Source organism: Rhodococcus sp. H36-A4 (assembly GCF_027158005.1).
Taxonomy (GTDB): domain Bacteria; phylum Actinomycetota; class Actinomycetes; order Mycobacteriales; family Mycobacteriaceae; genus Rhodococcoides.
Genome location: NZ_JAPVLQ010000001.1, coordinates 125,086 through 142,554 on the forward strand (window position 1 = coordinate 125,086; position 17,469 = coordinate 142,554).

A 17,469-nucleotide genomic window follows, 5' to 3' on the forward strand; every position below is an offset into this window, starting at 1 on the left:
TCGGCACACTTTCAGAGCAATTCACTGAATCGTTCGATGTCGCGGACCTTTCCCGAGACGATGATGGTATCCCCCGCGGTGACGATCGTGTCAGCGGCAGCGTAGGTGAAACCTTCGCCAGACCGTTTGATCGCCACCACTGTTACCTTATGTTTGGTACGAACAGCACTGTCACCCAACTGAATTCCGATGACGAATTTCGGTGGCGACGTCTTGGCCATGGCAAATTCGTCGTCGAACTCGATGTAGTCCATCATTCGTCCACGAACGAGGTGCGCTACCCGCTTGCCCATGTCGTGTTCGGGTCGCACCACATGGTGGACACCGATCTGCGTCAAGATCTTTGCGTGCGCATTGCTGGTGGCTTTGGCCCAGATGTTGGTGACCGACAGATTGATCAGGGCCGAGGCGGTGAGCAGACTCGCTTCCAGTTTCGAACCGATGGCCACCACCGCGCGGTCGAACTCGTGCACCGAGAGCTGCCGTAGTGCCTCCTCGTCGGTGGTGTCGGCAACGGCTGCGTGAGTCAGGCGATCCGACATACGTTGTACGAGCGTTTCGTCGGAGTCGATGCCGAGAACTTCGGTACCTTGCGACATGAGCTCGAGTGCAAGGGAATTGCCGAATCGGCCGAGCCCGAGGACGACGACCACGTTGGAGGAAGGTTTCTTAACCAATGAACGGCCTTTCTTCGGGGAGAGTGTAGCGGCGCCCACGATCACGCGCCGCAAGTGCACTGACCAGGGTGATCGACCCGATTCGGCCGACGTACATGAGCAGAATCAGGATCAACTGCCCCCAAGGTGGAAGCTGGCCGGTGATCCCGGTCGACAGTCCGACAGTCGCTGAAGCCGATACGACCTCGAACAACAGCTCGTCGAGGCCGAAAGGTGTGCCTGCCAAGAGGACCACGGTCGGAATCACCACAAGTGCGATACCGAACAATGCGACGGTCAAGGCCTGCCGCTGCACGCGTGCATTGATCTGCCGGTCGAACACCGTCACTGTCCGATCTCCACGGATTTCGGCGATGATGACGAACAACAGCACTGCGAACGTGGTGACTTTGATTCCGCCGGCCGTGCCGCCGCTTCCCCCACCGATGAACATCAGCACATCGGTGACGAGCAGCGTTGCCTGGTCGGCCTCCGCCCAGTCGATGCTGTTCAGGCCCGCGGATCTCGACATGATTCCCTGGAAACTACCGACCAGCACTTTATCTGCGACACCGAAGGTCGCGAGGGTCCGAGACCATTCGAGTACCAGTACCAGCGCGGGTCCGACGATCAGAAGCACTCCGGTCACCGACAGCGTCAGTCGAGAATGCAGGGACCAACGCCGCGGCAATTCTGACGGGCGGCGACAAATCTGCCGGATCACCTCGAAGAGCACCGGGAAGCCCAGTCCGCCCAGCACAACGGCGACTATCAGGGGTATACAAATCCAAGGGTCGGTGGCAAAGCCGATGATATTGCCCTGAAAGAGGACGAACCCAGCATTGTTGAACGCCGAGATCGAATGAAAAACGCCCAGCCACACCGCTCGCAGCGGCGGTTCGTCGTATCCCAACCAGAAACGTAGTGCGAGACCTGATGCTATGACGGCTTCGATGACGAAACTGGTGCGGACGACTCCGGTCACGACGCTGCGAATGTCGGTCAGTCCCGTTGCTCGCAACTCCACGGCCGTGTTGAGCCGACTCCGCAGACCGATTCGATCCGCGAGAATCAGCCCCACCAACGAGGCCATGGTCATGATGCCGAGCCCGCCGAGCTGGATCAGCGCAAGAATGATGCCTTGCCCAAAACCCGACCACTGGGTCGGCGTATCTACCACGACGAGACCGGTAAGACACATCGCCGACGTCGCGGTGAACAATGCCTGTAGTGGACTCGCGCTCGATCCTGGCTGGCTGGCCCAGGGGATGCTGAGAAGACCCGTCCCGACCGCGATGGCAACCGCAAATCCCAGAGAAACGAAACGAACCGGAGTCAACTTCGCGGCGTCTAAGAACCACCGACGCTTCTCAGGGGGGTCGTCGGCGGAGGTCGTCACGCACTAGAGCCTAACCACGACGTGGTCACTCTCGATCACAACGAGGGCCAACGACCTCCGGTGATCGCACTATGCGCGGTCCTCAGCGCTACGAACCACGTTGTCGACCTTCACTTGCCCCGCCGACGGTCAGGCAACGACGGCGCGCTGCGGCACTCCCGAGTATTCGCTGAGCGGACGGATCAGTGCGTTGGACGCACCTTGTTCGATGATGTGCGCAGTCCACCCCGTGATGCGGCTCATCACGAAAATCGGTGTGAACACAAGTCTCCCCTTCGCCTGCCGATCCGAGATCACTCGGCACTACCGGCCGTTGGGTATTCGTCGTCGGAGACCGGGGTCAGCCAAAGAACTGCATCGTGGATGTCGTCACCCTCGTTGATTGCCAGATGCACCATCAGACGATCCGGCGACGCACCGTGCCAATGCTCCTCATCTGCCTCGAACAGCACACGATCGCCTGGCCTGATCACCTCTACCGGGCCGCCGCGACGTTGGCACAGTCCGACACCCTCGGTGACGAACACGGTCTGACCGAGCGAGTGCCGATGCCAATGAGTACGCGCGCCCGGCATGAAGTGCACCATATTGGCCGATACCCGCGACGGCGGTGGAGCAGCCGCGACCGCATCCATGTAGACATCACCGGTGAACCATTCCTGTGGGCCCTTGACCGTCTTGATCGAACTGCGAACGATTTTCATCGAGAATCTCCGTCCGTGAACTGTGAGTACATCGAGACCGACGCCGGGAACGGCACGTCGATCGGGTACACCCACCATGTAATCGCATATCGAAAGCCCGCGGGAGTCCTACGTGATAGGTGGTTTCGCAGGGCACGGCCTACTTCGCGTCGATATGCGGCTGAGTTGCGGAGTTCAATTCAGCGCTTGGAACATCTGAGCTTGTCCTTGGGATGGTGAATACTGCTGCAACACATGCTATTGCGACGACAAAGCATCCGAGCGTGTACCAGAGGTTGCCGATCGGATCGCCGTTGGCAGTGACACCGTCGACGGCGGCGAAGTAGTCCGGCAGCGCGCTCGCCCACAGTGCCGCCATAACGCCGAGGTACACGAGGCTGTAGATACGGACGAAGCCGTCCGAATACACCGGCTCGCGCGGTTGCCCAACCCTCAATGCACGCCACTGGCGAATGAGGATGGGGATCGCCACGAGCGCCAGAATTACAAGCTCGGCCGCGTAAAGAATGCCTCGCACGGTATCGCTACCCATCCCGAAAACCGTCGCTGGAAGTGGCAGGACGAACGTGCCGACCGATGCCAGCAATCCGACTACCACGGTGCGCCAAACCAATTCGAGACCGGTGAAGCGTCGACCCTGATCGACGTGACGGCCGACGAAGAACTGCGCGCACAGCGCCAGCGACATCGGCCACAGCGCGGCGAACACCACGACACTCGGTATCGGGACGGCATCGAACATGGGCTGGTTGATCGGGTTGTCGGTCGACCATTCCCACCACCGCAACTGGGGGCCGAGGTGATCGAAGATCTCGTAGAACGCGTGGTGGACGAATCCGACACACACAGCACCGAGGATCACGCCATATTTTCGGAACACCCCGAGCATCCGGACGATTTCGAAAGCGAGCGTCGCCATCAGCGGATAGATGGCGACGATGTAGAGCGGAAGTCGTCCCCACAAGAATTCGACGGTGAAGAGGTTGTGCGCGAACATCGTGTCGACATGTTCCTCGATCCCGAACGCTGCCGGAAAATACAGCGGCGGTTCGATGATGAACAGGAAGGCCGTCGCGCCGAACCACACGACCAGATTGGTGGGGTCACCGTGACGACGTAATCGCACGATCGCGTAGACGAGCGCGAGCACCGACCCGAGCACGATCATCATCTCGAGCACCGGCAGAGTCCAGTTCTCCAACCCGAACGGACTGCGAAGCTCGAACAGTCCACCGGCTTCCCCGCAGGAAAATCCCAACGCCGTGGAGAGCTGATCGAAGGTAGGTGAACATGAACCTGCCATCAGTTGGCCCCCGATGCGACCGACTGATCGGACGACGCTGCGCTGTACCAGCGTGTGCAGTCGTAACCCTCGTCGTAGCGTTTGAACCACTCGTCTGCGAGCGCCGGGAGCTTCTCGTGTTCAGGCTTGTGCCGGGGCATTTGGCTCCGGGCGGCCCCTGCGAGGGCAGTGAGCTGTTCTTTGAGGGGCAGGCCGTCGAAAGCTCGCGGCATCGTCCCCTTGCTCAGGTAGGGAACGAAGAGGGTGAGCACTTTCTGCTTCGCGCGGTGGGCGGCGAACATCGACAACGAGTCGACCTGCCGATCCTTGAGCGGAACATGCTGGTTGAACCCCGCGCAGGCAATCCGAATCACCTTCATCACGTGGGCGAAAATCGACGGCGCCATCCGCACGCGATAGCCCTCATTGCCCACGAGGGCATCGAAGATGATGAGCGCAGAACTGCGGTGCTCGACTTCCTCTACGAAGTGCCACAGGAACAGTGATGCAACACGGTCGTCGCCCGGCGCGAACAAGGTGGCTTCGTTGTCGAGCATCAGCTTGAACACCGGGGTGAACGTCGCCTCGAGGTCCGCGGTGTAGGCGAGTCGATAGTTCAACGAGGTCGCCTCGGTGAGTACGTCGTACTCACCGAGTACTGCATCGAGCGTGTTCTGCAGTCCGGGATACCGCCTGATCAGGGCCTTCACGTGCTGTCGATGAGCGGTCGAGTGATGACCTTCCTGACGCATGAACGCCATGGCCTCTTCCGCGACCACAGGGTCGGTCATCAACGGTTTGGACTGGAGGATTGCTTTCACGATCATCTTTTCGAAACCGATCGCAAGGAACGACACCGCGTTCGACATGCTCGACCACGCAGGGTTCTCCGGGTTCCACACGAATGGGACGTCCGCGTCCTCGAATCCGAAATCCATCTTTCGGGGATGAAGGTCGGTCATGTACGACACCTCTCTCTTGCTGACGTAGGGCTGAGGTCCTTCGAGCGGAAGAGCCGGGACCTCTATTACGACGAACATACATCTCCGTGTCGCTACGTATGTTGAGGTTGGTGTAATCCACTGAATCCGGTTACGGCACGAGTGGCGAGGTGCCACAGTGCCGTACTCATTCGCGATACTCTCGGTCCGGCAACGAACGATGACGACCCGACGGGCGAAACGAGGACACACCAACAGTGGCACGCAGGCGCGGGTGGGGTGGGGCACCACCTGAGAGCGATGAAGACGCCGCGCGGCGCATCGTCGATACTGCAGTCGAACTCATCGGCAGCACGGAGGGCGAAGTCACCATCGCCGACGTCGCGGAGTCTCTCGGTGTCATCCGGCAAACTGTCTACCGGTACTTCCCCAGCGCCGACGCACTCTTCCGAGCCGCTGCCATAGCGTCCGTCGGCGCCTTCCTCGATCGCCTCACCGAATACGTGCGTGGCATCGAGGATCCGGCCGAAGCCGTCGTCGAAGCCGTAATGTTCGCACTCGGCGACGTACCCAGAACCCCCCACCTGGCGATCATGCTGTCGGGTGCGCACTCACACACCGAAGGCATCGCCTCCGACGAGGCCATGGCCTTCGGGATGACCATGATCAGACGCTTCGACGTCGACTGGGAACACCACGGTTACGACGAGCAGGCCCTCCGCGAACTCGTCGAACATCAACTTCGAACCATGCAGTCGTTCTTCATCTCCCCGGGGAACCCACCCCGGAGCGAGCAAGACCTGCGCCGCTACCTACAACGCTGGCTGGGTCCCGTGGTCTTGCCGGTCGAACCTGCGTAGATAGTCCGAGGTGACGGCGTCTGCAGGAAAGAACGACTCGATGGCGAGTTCGGACAAAGTGATGTCCAATGCGGTTCCGAAGGTAGCGATGATCGCCAGAAACGATAGATCGGTATCTCCGACACGGAGTTTCAACGGCACGTAGACGGCACCTGGGTCGGTGACCGCGTGATCGCTATCCAATTCACCCCCTGGGTAAGTGAGAAGTTCGTCGTGCAATGCGAGCATCTCGGCGTCAGCTCGGGCATGGGCACTACGCAGCAGCGCAGCTAGTACCGCGGCGCGCCACTGGCCGAGATTGGTGATGTGCGGCGCCATGCCGTCGGGGTGCAGGGTCAGCCGCAGCGCGTTGAGCGGTTGGTCTGCCAGCAGGGCCGGCGAAACGACCTGAGTGAGGACAGCGACCGCGGCATTCGCGTCGACGATGTTCCAGGTTCGGTCGACTGCCACGGCGGGATAGGGCGAGTGTGCTTCGAGAACCTCACGCACTGCGATACGAGCCGGCTCCATCTGCGGTGAGGCCAAGTCGTTCGCGGGATACACCGGCGCGAATCCAGCGGCGAGAAGAAGCCGGTTGCGCTCGCGCAGAGGCACATCGAGGTGCACACACATCCGCAGCACCATCTCACGGCTGGGTTGGGATCGGCCGGTTTCGACGAAGCTCAGATGTCGGGTCGACACCTCGGCCTTACTCGACAGTTCGAGCTGACTCACTCGTCGATGAGATCGCCACTGCCGCAGCAGAGCGCCGAACGTGACCGGAGCGGTAGTGGTCGTCATCGGACCAGTCTGACAACGGATCGGCATTACCACCATGACCTCTTAGGTAATCGACTCTGCTCCGCGCGGAAGGCACCGTTGTCGTCATGGTCGACGGACCTGCCGTCGACCGACATTCCTGAGGAGTAAGCCATGAACCAGATTCGCACTCTCCTTCGACTCGACGCCCTGGCTTCCGGCGGCCTCGGAGTTCTACTGGTCGCTCTCGCTGATGTACTGGAAGGCCCACTGGGACTGGACGTGACGTTGTCCGTCGTGGTCGGCGTCGGCCTCTTGGCATGGGCCGGCTTTCTCGCCTGGGTCGCTGTCCATCCGAGTCCATCAATGGTGCTGGAAGTTGTTGTTCTGAACCTGGTTTGGGTTGCCGCGAGCATCATTTTCGCCATCGGCGGCTGGGGCGGCCTCACCGGCTGGGGCGTGCTGTTCGTTCTGGCCCAGGCACTCGCCGTCGCAGCATTGACTGCGCTCCAAGCAGCGGCCCGGCGGGAATTGCGGACGCCGGTGCCTGCCTGACACCTAGAGCGCGGGAGACCTCTAGATAACGACTTGCGTGACGGCAGGCTTCACCAGGGCCTGCCGTCACCGATCGAGAACGTGCGTCAGCTCTTGTTCAGCTCCTCGGCGAGCATCACGATGATGCCGCTGGGTCCGCGGACATAGGTGAGCTTGTAGACGTCCCCGTATCTCGCGACCCCGCGCAATGGGTAGCAGCCGTGCCTCGCAGCGATCTCGAGGGCCGCGTCGAGATCGTCGACCGAGAAAGCGACGCGATGCATGCCGACCTCGTTCGGAAGGGTGGGCTCCGTCTCGATCGCTTCGGGGTGGATGTACTCGAAAAGCTCGAGACGACCGTCGCCGTCGGGTGTCGCGAGCATGGCAATCTTGGCGTGATTGCCATCGAGACCCACCGCCGTATCCGTCCACTCCCCACTGACCGTGTCGCGGCCGAGGACGGTCAGACCGAGATCAGTGAAGAATTCGATCGTCGCTTCGAGGTCACGGACTGCGATACCAACATTCTCGAGTTTGATGGCCATGAGTTTCACGGTACCCACCAGGGGCAGCGTTATTTGCCCTCACGATGAGCAGGCCTGGTCGCACCGATACTTGGCGTCGACGAGGGCTTGCGAGCTCTCAGCGGACGGTTCTGCTGCAGTGACAGTTTGATGACATGGGTGATTGCCGTCCGCACCGGTTCAGACGAAGTACAGTTCGCACCTGAGATGCCGCTGATCTACCACCCACCGACCATTCATGCCTACTGAAATCGAATGGACATCTTGATGACTGAGCAACGACCGCCAGTGCCACCGTTCGATCTGAGTAGTGCATTGCATAAAGTCCAGGCCGCTGAGGATGACTGGAACACAAGGGATCCCCATCGCGTCAGCCTGGCGTACACACCGGATTCCGTCTGGCGAAACCGCGACCTGTTCGTCTGCGGCCGCGTCGCTATCGTAGAGTTCCTCACCCGAAAGTGGGAACGCAACTCGAGTACGTACTACGCAAAAACCTCTGGGCATTTGACGAGAATCGGATCGCAGTGCGGTTTCAATACGAATGGCACGACACCAGCGGGCAGTGGCACCGCAGCTTCGGCAATGAACTCTGGGAATTCGACGGCAACGGACTCATGCGCATACGTGAAGCAAGCATCAACGATCGCGAAATAGTCGAAACACAGCGGCGCTACTTCGGGTCCCGTCCCGAGTCCGAGCACGGGGTCGATTTCCCCCTCGAATAAAGGAGCCACTCCAGATCTTCTCAGCAATCCAGAGACTGATCCAAAGTAGTTACCTTGCAGCCAATTCGTGTGTCCGAGCTAAAGCACATTTCCTGGGTGCGTTCCAGCTGTGACAAAATGTTCAGTCTCAGAACAGCAGGGTTACCGACACTGGCTACTCGCGCGAAACACTAAGTGGCGGAAAGTTCTACGCGTCGCCCTCGAGCTGAGCAGCAAACTACAGCGGCCCGCCCAGGCGTATTCGGCTAGTTGGTCAGCCGACCATCGGTGGCACGAAGACACATGGCACAGGCTGCGCGTTGACCGGGTCCAGTGCATTGAGCACGAATTGCTGGCCTCGCACGTTGGCCCCGACGGACGCATGACCGAAAAGTCCTGCTCGCAACTGTCCTGCATTACGATATTCGTCGCGTTCGGCGCCTCGACGTAACCCGCGGTATACGGCATAACCAACTCGTCATAGCGAGTCATGACATTCGTGTAGGTGACGCCGGGCGCGTACGGTCCGCTCTCGGTCATCTCGTTCATGAAGTCGGATCCCTTCGCCATCTGCAGCAGCGCCGGGGCGATGGGGTCCCAGATGTTCGACATCGTCTCTTCGACACCGAGTTGCGACGCGAGATCGAGCGCAACGCCGGCACCATAGGCTTCGTTGCCCTTCCACGGCGGTGTCAACGCGACGTACTTGTCGACTACATCAGCGCCGCCGAGAAACTTCACGTAATAACCGCCCACCAGGGTGCCCTCCGAGTGGGCCACGATGTCGACCTCATTGGAACCTGTCGCCGCGAGAATCTTCTCCACGAATTCTCGGACCAGAGCGGCACTGTCATACATCGATCCCAAGCCGCCGATAACGTTCATAGGCCAACTGGTAGCCGTCGGAAGGACTCCGAAGGTGGGAGCGAAGAGGCAGTAGCCTTCGCTTTTCAGCGCAGGGGCCATCGCATTCCAATTGATCTGCGCATTGGCGGCGGTACCGTGCAGCAGCACGACCGGGCGAGGGTGCTCAGGAGGGAGCCGGCAATCCCAGTCGTTGACGCCTGGCGGATCGCCTCCCGGATTCGCCGCCTCGGCGCCGTATCCCGCGAAAAATCCGCCAGGCACAGCCGTCGGTTGTGCGGCGGCGGGGGCGGCTACCGCCAGTGCACATCCGAGGATTACAACCGGCAGCATCGATAGACGTTTTCGCATATAGCACCTAACTCGACGAGCCGTCGCTACGCCGGCTCACTCATCACGCCCAGATGGCGCACCGTCCCCGAAAGGCCTGGAAGCTCTTGCGTCGCCGACCACGTTCGTAAGCCATCCGTGCTGTCGGAATAGAGATACTTGTTTTCGGTGTATGCATCGAGATATATCCGCCAGGCGCCGTTCGGCAACTGCACCAGGGCCGGCCCCTCCAGCATCGTGCCCCAGTCTCCAGACGGGACGAAGGAATAGGGTCCCGCCGGCGACGACGCGACCGCATGCTCGATTATCTTCTTCGTCTCGTTTTTGGTGAACGCATGATAGGTCGATCCAACCTGCACCACAGTGGTGTCGATATGGTCCGCGCCGATCCCGGCGAGCGGAACAGGCAGACTCCACATTCTGAGCGATGGATCGAGCGCGGTCATCATGTACGGCACGAACCCTCCCCCGGTCGACAACGAAAGGATGACGTTGACACGGTCGCCGTCCACGAACCATTCGGGCGCCCACGCTTTGGTGACGAACGGCGACAGCGACGGCCCGTCCGAAGACCCTGCCGATCCGGTGCCCGGTAGATTCACGAAACCGACACCGTCTCCGGTACCTGGCATGAAGGCGCAACAAAACGGGACCGGGTACGTTCCCATTGACGTCCAGTTGATGCGGTCGGGGCTGCGAGCGAAGCCGATATTCGCCCCTTCGGCCGTGGTGTAGGTGACGTAATACAGCCCGTCTGTGTTCTTGAAGATGCTCGGGTCACGTACAAGCCCTGACGGCGGCCGATACGCCGAATGTTGGACGAGTTGGAACGACGTAGCGTCGCCCGACTCGTAGACATCCATATCGCGGTCGCTGGCGTTGCTGAACGCCACCATCGTGTAGCGCGAGGCCGGCTGTGCAGCACTGCTTCCCGGGCCTGCAACCAACGTGGCTGCGAAAACAAGTAGCGTTGTAGATATCGCGGACAAACAGGTTCGTTTGGTCGAAGTCACGGGTGCAGTATCAACGGCAGCTGCCGCACTTCGCGCCGTTTTGGCCGACTCCGATCAAGATCGTTACGGACGGGCGCCTGCCATAAGTTGACCGACCGGCCGCCGGTTTCGCCTACCTGGGACACGGAACAGCGGTTGCGCGCTATGCGTTCTGCTCGTGCAACCGCTGCTCCGGCTGGGCGTTAGGAGCTCGCCACTGTCGTCGCCCAGCGGTAGTCCGCTTTGCCGGCAGGGGTTCGCTTGACCTCCTCGACCAGCACCACCGAACGCGGGATCTTGTAGCCGGCCAGCGTCTTGCGGCAGTGCTCCTGAACGTCGTCGAGGGTTAGTTCAGGTGACTCGGGATAGGTTGCGATCACCGCGGCAACCTGCTGGCCCATGCGCTGGTCGGGTGTTGCGACGACGAGTGCGTCGGCGATCGACGGGTGCGCGTGGAGGGCGGCCTCGACCTCCTCGGCGAAAACCTTTTCGCCGCCGGTGTTTATACATTGAGAGCCGCGTCCGAGGAAGACTATCGTGCCGTCCGCTTCGACCTTCCCCATGTCGCCGAGCACCGACAGGCGCGTGCCATCACTGCGTGTCGGGAACGTCCGGGCGGTCTTCTCCTCGTCCTTGTAGTAGCCGAGAGGGACGTTGCCGATCCGGGCGATATAGCCCACTTCCTCGGAGCCGGCAGGAATCTCGTTCAGAGACTCGTCGACGAGTGTCATGCTCGGCGAGGGTGGCATTCGCAGAGTGCCGACCTCGTCGATGGTGAAGGCGCCGTCGTTCCCAGACTCCGAGGCGCCGAAGTTGTCCCGCAACAGCAGGTCCGGTTTGACCGCCAACATGCGGTTCCGAACGCTGGTGGACCAGATCGCGCCGCCCGAGGTGATCGAGAACAGCGAGCTGAGATCGACCTCGCCCTTTCGGCGTTCCATCTCATCGACCAACGGCAACCCCATAGCATCGCCGACGATCAGGATCACCTGCACCGAATCCTTCTCGATCGATTCGACGACCTTCCGCGGATCGAAGTCTCGCCTGAGGACCACGCGAGCACCGAGGGTGAAAAAGGTGAACAACGAATACAACGCCGCACCGTGCATCAGGGGCGCGGCGATGAGGAACGAGAGTTCGGGAAATTCCCTTGCAGCACTGGCGATCTCGGCGAGGTCTTGCCGGGCCCCCTCGCCGTATGGGTTTCCGCCGGAAAGAGGCTTGCGGAAAAAGTCATCTTGCCGCCACATGACGCCCTTCGGGTATCCAGTGGTCCCGCCCGTATAGAGCAGGTACAGGTCGTCGCCCGTACGGGAATCGAACTCGGCTGTGGGCGACAATTCACGAGCATCGGCGAATGAAACCACGGAAACTGCGTGTCCCTTCGCGGCGGACAGCAGTTCGGCAGCGATCTCGCCGATCACGATCACCGTCCGGATCATCGGGCACGCCTCCAATAGGGAAGCAAGGACGCGCTGGTGCTCGGGGATTTCGACGACCACCGCGGCCGAATCGGAGTTGATGAAGATGTACTCGAGTTCGGCGGGCGTGTACCGGTAGTTGACGTTGATCGGGACCGCGCGGATCTTGAGCAATCCCAGGATGGAGGTTACGTGCTCGACGCTGTTCTTGAGGAACAGTGCGACATGGTGGCCTTGGGAGATGCCGGCCTGGGTGAGCAGCTGGGCGGTCCTGTTGGCCTCCGCGTCCAACTGGGCATAGCTGAAGTTCTCACCCTCGTAGGTCAATGCAACGCGATCAGGTACGGCATCGGCGACTGTCTCGAAAACGTCCGCAAGGTTGAACTGCATCGTCATTCCTTCCAAGTGACTGCGCCGCGATCTCGAGGCGGGTGACCTGAGTTTAGAACACGTTCTAGGTTATCCGGAGCAATCCAATAACCCCGCAGCACCCATGCCTGCCGAACTGCTCGCATTTCCGGAGTAGTCGGATGGCAGACAGTCGGCCCCGGTGCCGTAGGCGACGACAACCTGGGCCCAGCGGACGTCGGCGCCGGGCGGGCAGGTCTCGCGGGAGTCGGCGTAGAACAGGGCTTTCGCTGCCCACCTGCACTCTTGGTAGGTCTTCGATTTCCTTAGGCGGATGTGCAATCCGCCCAGCCGCTGGACAGCGACGTCCCCGCGTGGATCTGAAATCCGCTGCCTCAGTTGTCTACTCAGATCCGCGGGAGGCCACTGACGTCCGCGTTACCACCCGAAACCTCTGCCCCGGTCCATGATTCTGGATCCATATGGACTCCGGTGCCCCCAGTCGGACTCGAACCGACACTTGACGGATTTTAAGTCCGTTGCCTCTGCCAATTGGGCTATAGGGGCCACCGCGGACGTGCAGGTCCGCGTCGATCATCTTATAAGGCTGTATCCGCCCTGGAATCACCGGCGTCACGATCGCGGGTTCTCTTCGCAGCTGAAGGTGGAAGATGAACTACTGCAAGCTCATCCGATCGAACAGCAACACGGAAAATACCCGCGGCACCGGGGAGTTCTACCTGCCTAGACCTTCACCGAGAGGGCAATCCCGTCGAGAATGTCGTGTTCACTGACGATCAGTGTGCTGACCGCTCCGCGTCGTTCGAATTCCTCGGCCAAGACGCTGCAGACGATCGAACCGCCGCCGATGACGTCGACCCGCCCTGGGTGCATGGGGCCCAACTCGCTTCGTTCTGCACGCGTCATGTTGACCAGCCGGTCGCATACCTCGAACAGGACCGCGAACGGCACCCGGGTGAGGTGCACCTTCTCGGCGTCGTATTCCGTGAGTCCGGAGGCGATGGCGGCAATGGTGGTCATGGTTCCCGCGACGCCGACCCAGCTCGTCGCGTTTCCGATCGACACTTCCTCGAAGGCTTCTTCCAGCTTGGCGCGCACATACTCACGGGCACTGGCGATCTCGTCTGCGGTGGGCGGATCACTGTGCAGGAACCGCTCGGTCAGCCGGACGCAGCCGATGTTCGCCGAGAAAGCAGCCTTGACGCCTTTGTTGTCTCCGAGCACCAGTTCGGTGGAACCGCCTCCGAGGTCGACGACCAGGAAAGGTGCACCGGCAGCATTGAGTTCACCGACGGCTCCGGCAAAGGACAGTCTGGCTTCCTCGTCACCGGTGATGACCTCGGCGACCGAGCCCGCGACGATCGGATCGAGTATTTCGCGCGTCATCGCGAAGAAGTCCTCGCGGTTCGACGCGTCGCGCGTGGCCGAGGTGGCCACCATGCGTAGTGCCGATGCACCGCTCTCGCGGATGATTCCGGCGTACTCCTGCAAGGCATCTCGGGTTCGCTCGATGGCTTCGGGCGCAAACGCTCCCGTCGCGTCGACGCCTTGGCCGAGCCTCACGATGCGCATTTCACGGGCGACGTCGGTGAGGACACCGTCCTTGACATCGGCGACGAGCAGCCGGATCGAGTTGGTTCCGCAATCGATGGCGGCAACTCTGGTCATTGTGTCTCCCCGCGAAGTTCTGCGACGGTCGGCCAGTCCGCTGGAATGGCCTTGCCGCGCATATGGTTTTCGGCGGCGAGAGCAACTGCCTCGTCGCCGAGTGGATTGAGACCTGGGCCCTTGGCGAGCGAATGCGCGATGAGGACGTGCAGGCATTTCACGCGGTCCGGCATACCTCCACCGGTGAAGTCCGTTCCCAACGATTCGATCTCGTTGCGTTCGGCCAAGTAGGACTCGTGGGCTCGCCGATATCCGGCTGCCAACTCCGTGTCGGTCCCCAGCCTTTCGGTCATTTCACGCATGACGCCTGCAGATTCCTGCCTGCTCGCCTCTGCGGTGAGCCGCGGATCGGTCAGGTAGTACAGGGTCGGGAAGGGCGTGCCGTCGGGGAGTTTGGGTGCAGTTTTCACCACACCGGGCCTGCCGTCCGGGGATCGGTAGGCGACCTCGAGGACCCCGCGAGGCTCACGCCCCAGCTGGGTCGCAACCGCCTCTAGATCCTCCGGCGAGACTGCCGATTTTCCTGCACCGGTCACCCGACAGGTCCTCCTTCTAGTACCGGTGCAGGCGCAGGAACGAGTGCGGGCAGTGGTTGCTGCTCCGGCTCGTCGCTCTGCTGCGGCTGCACTGCTGATTCCCAAAGATCCCGATACCACGGGCCCTCGGATTGTTCGATCGATTTCGCTTCGGCGTCGGACTTTGCCATGTCACCGGGAAGCTGCACCTGATAGGGCGTCTCCCCCGGCATCACCCACCGCAGCCGACTGCGTGCCTCGGCGTCGATGCGTGCTGGTTCGTTCAGTTGCGACTTCTCACGTTCGAGATTCTTTACGTCGTCTTCGAGCCCTTTACGCTCCGCAAGGACCGAAGCGAGCTCGGTCCTCTGCGAAAAGTACGTCCGCAGCGGCATCGCGAGCGTCAACGCCAACGCACACACCACGACCGCCAAGATCACAGCGCGACCGGTGGACAGCCCGAAAAAACTCCGCTCCGGACGCGTCGACGCCTGGACGCCGACGCGTCGTGGCGCTGCCCTGCCCGCCACGACGGCATCGCGTGCCTGATCGGACGGCTCGGGCGGCAATTGACCGGTGCTGCGCGCGTCGCCGCGCGCAGCTTCGGTCTGCCGGTTACGAGGTGAAGCCGAGCGGCCGCGAGGCCGAGGATCACGCCCACCTGGACTTGTCCCCGGTCTACCTCGTCCTGCCGCCATGACCCACCTTCAACGCTTGCGTAAGAAATCTATCCCTCGTAATTGAACCGGGGGAAGGCCAGCTCGCCTGCGTAACGCGCCGCGTCGCCGAGAGCTTCTTCGATTCTCAGCAACTGGTTGTACTTGGCGACTCGCTCGCTTCGAGCGGGTGCACCTGTCTTGATCTGACCACTTCCGACGGCAACTGCCAGGTCAGCGATGGTGGTGTCCTCGGTTTCGCCGCTGCGATGGCTCATCATGGTCTTGTAACCATTGCGATGCGCCAGCTCGACTGCGTCGAGGGTCTCGGTGAGGGTGCCGATCTGGTTGACCTTGACCAACAGTGCGTTGGCGGCGCCGCGAACGATGCCGTCTTCCAGACGCTCAGGGTTGGTGACGAAGAGATCGTCGCCGACGAGCTGAACCTTGTCGCCGATGGACTCGGTGAGTGCAACCCAGCCGTCCCAGTCGTTCTCGTCCAGCGGATCCTCGATGGACACGAGTGGGTATGCGTCGACGAGTTCGCCGTAGAACGCCGACAGCTGCTCGGCGGTCTTGGTGTCACGCTCGAAGGCGTAGCCGGTGCCCGAGGTGTAGAACTCGGTGGCTGCGACGTCCAGAGCCAGGCCGATATCGCGTCCCGGCTCGAGTCCGGTCTTCTTGATGGCTTCGAGGATGAGGTCGAGTGCTTCTTTGGTACCGGCGAGGTCAGGAGCGAATCCACCCTCGTCACCGAGTCCGGTCGAGAGCCCCTTGGCCTTGAGAACCGACTTGAGCGAGTGGTAGACCTCGGCGCCCCAACGAAGGGATTCCTTGAACGTCGGTGCACCGATCGGAGCGATCATGAACTCCTGGACGTCGACGCCACTGTCCGCATGCGCGCCGCCATTGATGATGTTCATCATCGGGACGGGAAGTATGTACGCGTTCGGTCCGCCGAGGTAGCGGAACAGCTCGAGGCCCGCAGACTCTGCAGCAGCCTTCGCGACAGCGAGTGAAACACCCAGCAGCGAGTTCGCGCCGAGTCGGGACTTGTCCGGGGTGCCGTCGAGATCCAGCAGGGCCTGATCGATGGTGCGCTGCTCGATGGCGTCGAGGCCGATGACGGCCGGTGCGATCTCGTCGAGAACAGCGTTGACGGCCTTCTCCACGCCCTTGCCGCCGTAGCGGTCGCCGCCGTCACGAAGCTCGACGGCCTCGTGCTCGCCGGTGGATGCACCGGAAGGAACTGCCGCACGGCAAAGGGTTCCATCGTCCAATGCGACCTCGACCTCGACAGTGGGGTTGCCACGGGAGTCGAGGATCTCGCGAGCTCCGACCTGCTCAATGATGGCCACGAATGCTTCTCCTATAAACGGGGACCGACAACGCCGCTGTTCACGACGCCACGACCGAGTTGCGGACTGTGCCGTGTGTCAGACTAGCCGCTTCGCTCACCTACCCGCATACGACATGGAGCTAGGCGCCGGCTCCCACCGAATAGGCCGCGGCAGCATCGCGGACATCGCGGAGATAGACGCCCGACTGGTTGTACGCCATCAGGGCCCGCTCCCACCCTTCAGCGGTGCGCAAGTCGCCACCACGCGCACACAAGTACCGGGCTGCGGTAAGGGACGCGTCGTCCAGGTTGTCCGGATTCGGGACGCCGTCGCCGTTGGCGTCGACACCCCACTTCTTCCATGTCTCAGGAATGAACTGCATCGGTCCCATGGCGCGGTCGTGGATGTCGTCGCCGTCGAGGGCACCGCGGTCGGTATCCGGGATTTCGGCGACGCCGGGAGCGCCGTCGAGCGGGATTCCGCGAATGGTCGGCGCAACAGTGCCATCCTGCGCGACGGCAGAGCCCTGGTAAGTACCGTGGCGGCTCTCGATGAATCCGATGCCGGCGAGAGTGGTCCAGGCGATCCCGCAGTCCGGTGCCGTGGCGGACATGACCGCGGCCGCATGCGCGTATGCCGCGAGCGCCGGACCGGAGATGCTCAGCGCATCCGACTGCGGTGCAGCCCACGCGAGCAACAGATCTGCGGTGCGTCCCGGAGCGTTGAAGTCGATGTCCGGAACCGGAGCCCCTGGGCCGGGAGGTATGCCCTCGGGAATAACTCGCGGAGGTTCGGAGGAACCGCATGCGCTGGCCATGATCGCCACTGCCAAGGCTGTGGACAGCAAGATCGCGGCTCGGCGGGGTCGATGGGTCACACCACCCATCCTGCACATCAAAGGTAATAGAAACCTAAAGCTCTATATAAGAGCCCGTTTGTGATGTTTTTGCGCTGGCTATCTGGGTGTAT

17 protein-coding genes, 1 tRNA gene and 2 pseudogenes are annotated in these 17,469 nt (G+C 61.6%); 3 read left to right on the top strand and 17 right to left on the bottom strand.

The window, feature by feature from the left end; genetic code table 11:
* Positions 1 to 11: 11 nt before the first annotated feature.
* From O1W68_RS00500 to O1W68_RS00525, 6 genes and pseudogenes are all read right to left on the bottom strand, one after another.
* Positions 12 to 653 (bottom strand): potassium channel family protein, encoded by a 642-nt coding sequence (locus O1W68_RS00500; protein ID WP_442972271.1) that lies wholly within the window; start codon positions 651 to 653, stop codon positions 12 to 14.
* Positions 654 to 669: 16 nt separating this feature from the next.
* The gene (locus O1W68_RS00505) at positions 670 to 2,055 is read right to left on the bottom strand and encodes a TrkH family potassium uptake protein (protein ID WP_269300961.1); all 1,386 of its coding nucleotides are present in this window, start codon (positions 2,053 to 2,055) and stop codon (positions 670 to 672) included.
* 129 nt (positions 2,056 to 2,184) lie between these two features.
* Positions 2,185 to 2,319 (bottom strand): annotated as a pseudogene (locus O1W68_RS00510) (citrate/2-methylcitrate synthase); the annotation flags it as partial.
* 29 nt (positions 2,320 to 2,348) lie between these two features.
* A complete protein-coding gene (locus tag O1W68_RS00515; RefSeq protein ID WP_269300962.1) occupies positions 2,349 to 2,759 on the bottom strand; it encodes a (R)-mandelonitrile lyase in 411 nt (136 codons plus the stop codon).
* 139 nt (positions 2,760 to 2,898) lie between these two features.
* A complete protein-coding gene (locus O1W68_RS00520; protein WP_269300963.1) occupies positions 2,899 to 4,062 on the bottom strand; it encodes a DUF7802 domain-containing protein in 1,164 nt (387 codons plus the stop codon).
* The gene (locus tag O1W68_RS00525; RefSeq protein ID WP_269300964.1) at positions 4,062 to 5,003 is read right to left on the bottom strand and encodes a metal-dependent hydrolase; all 942 of its coding nucleotides are present in this window, start codon (positions 5,001 to 5,003) and stop codon (positions 4,062 to 4,064) included. Before O1W68_RS00525 ends, O1W68_RS00520 begins: the two co-directional genes overlap by 1 nt.
* A 236-nt stretch (positions 5,004 to 5,239) precedes the next feature.
* Here O1W68_RS00525 and O1W68_RS00530 point away from each other — a divergent pair, with 236 nt between their 5' ends.
* Positions 5,240 to 5,842 carry a TetR/AcrR family transcriptional regulator gene (locus O1W68_RS00530; protein ID WP_269300965.1) on the top strand — a complete coding sequence of 201 codons (603 nt, stop codon included), beginning with the start codon at positions 5,240 to 5,242 and terminating at the stop codon, positions 5,840 to 5,842.
* On the opposite strand, the gene O1W68_RS00535 is transcribed toward O1W68_RS00530, so the two are convergent.
* Entirely contained in the window at positions 5,795 to 6,622 is an 828-nt protein-coding gene (locus O1W68_RS00535; protein ID WP_269300966.1) for a helix-turn-helix domain-containing protein, read from the bottom strand. The genes O1W68_RS00530 and O1W68_RS00535 overlap by 48 nt on opposite strands.
* A gap of 132 nt (positions 6,623 to 6,754) precedes the next feature.
* Between O1W68_RS00535 and O1W68_RS00540 the strand changes: the two genes are divergently transcribed.
* Positions 6,755 to 7,135, top strand: a complete 381-nt coding sequence (locus tag O1W68_RS00540; RefSeq protein WP_269300967.1) for a hypothetical protein — start codon at positions 6,755 to 6,757, stop codon at positions 7,133 to 7,135.
* Positions 7,136 to 7,221: 86 nt separating this feature from the next.
* Here the strand turns inward: O1W68_RS00540 and O1W68_RS00545 are convergent, their stop codons facing one another.
* Positions 7,222 to 7,659 carry a VOC family protein gene (locus O1W68_RS00545; protein WP_269300968.1) on the bottom strand — a complete coding sequence of 146 codons (438 nt, stop codon included), beginning with the start codon at positions 7,657 to 7,659 and terminating at the stop codon, positions 7,222 to 7,224.
* 246 nt (positions 7,660 to 7,905) lie between these two features.
* Between O1W68_RS00545 and O1W68_RS00550 the strand changes: the two are divergent.
* Positions 7,906 to 8,366, top strand: a pseudogene (locus O1W68_RS00550) (nuclear transport factor 2 family protein).
* A 141-nt stretch (positions 8,367 to 8,507) separates the two neighbouring features.
* On the opposite strand, the gene O1W68_RS00555 reads toward O1W68_RS00550, so the two are convergent.
* The 9 genes from O1W68_RS00555 to O1W68_RS00595 all read right to left on the bottom strand — a co-directional run bounded on the left by O1W68_RS00555 (position 8,508) and on the right by O1W68_RS00595 (position 17,386).
* On the bottom strand, positions 8,508 to 9,542 hold the full coding sequence (locus O1W68_RS00555) for an esterase/lipase family protein (protein ID WP_269300969.1): 1,035 nt from the start codon (positions 9,540 to 9,542) through the stop codon (positions 8,508 to 8,510).
* Positions 9,543 to 9,586: 44 nt separating this feature from the next.
* Positions 9,587 to 10,435 (bottom strand): arabinofuranosidase, encoded by an 849-nt coding sequence (locus O1W68_RS00560; protein WP_331283574.1) that lies wholly within the window; start codon positions 10,433 to 10,435, stop codon positions 9,587 to 9,589.
* 299 nt (positions 10,436 to 10,734) lie between these two features.
* Entirely contained in the window at positions 10,735 to 12,342 is a 1,608-nt protein-coding gene (locus tag O1W68_RS00565; RefSeq protein WP_269300971.1) for an AMP-binding protein, read from the bottom strand.
* A gap of 451 nt (positions 12,343 to 12,793) precedes the next feature.
* Positions 12,794 to 12,867: transfer RNA gene (locus O1W68_RS00570), tRNA-Leu, on the bottom strand.
* A 177-nt stretch (positions 12,868 to 13,044) separates the two neighbouring features.
* The gene (locus O1W68_RS00575) at positions 13,045 to 13,989 is read right to left on the bottom strand and encodes a Ppx/GppA phosphatase family protein (protein ID WP_269300972.1); all 945 of its coding nucleotides are present in this window, start codon (positions 13,987 to 13,989) and stop codon (positions 13,045 to 13,047) included.
* A complete protein-coding gene (locus O1W68_RS00580; RefSeq protein ID WP_269300973.1) occupies positions 13,986 to 14,525 on the bottom strand; it encodes a DUF501 domain-containing protein in 540 nt (179 codons plus the stop codon). Before O1W68_RS00580 ends, O1W68_RS00575 begins: the two co-directional genes overlap by 4 nt.
* Positions 14,522 to 15,202 (bottom strand): FtsB family cell division protein, encoded by a 681-nt coding sequence (locus tag O1W68_RS00585; RefSeq protein ID WP_084347904.1) that lies wholly within the window; start codon positions 15,200 to 15,202, stop codon positions 14,522 to 14,524. Before O1W68_RS00585 ends, O1W68_RS00580 begins: the two co-directional genes overlap by 4 nt.
* Before the next feature lie 29 nt (positions 15,203 to 15,231).
* Positions 15,232 to 16,518 (bottom strand): phosphopyruvate hydratase, encoded by a 1,287-nt coding sequence (gene eno / locus O1W68_RS00590; RefSeq protein WP_269300974.1) that lies wholly within the window; start codon positions 16,516 to 16,518, stop codon positions 15,232 to 15,234.
* A gap of 121 nt (positions 16,519 to 16,639) precedes the next feature.
* Positions 16,640 to 17,386 (bottom strand): lytic transglycosylase domain-containing protein, encoded by a 747-nt coding sequence (locus O1W68_RS00595; protein ID WP_442972256.1) that lies wholly within the window; start codon positions 17,384 to 17,386, stop codon positions 16,640 to 16,642.
* Positions 17,387 to 17,469 lie beyond the last annotated feature (83 nt).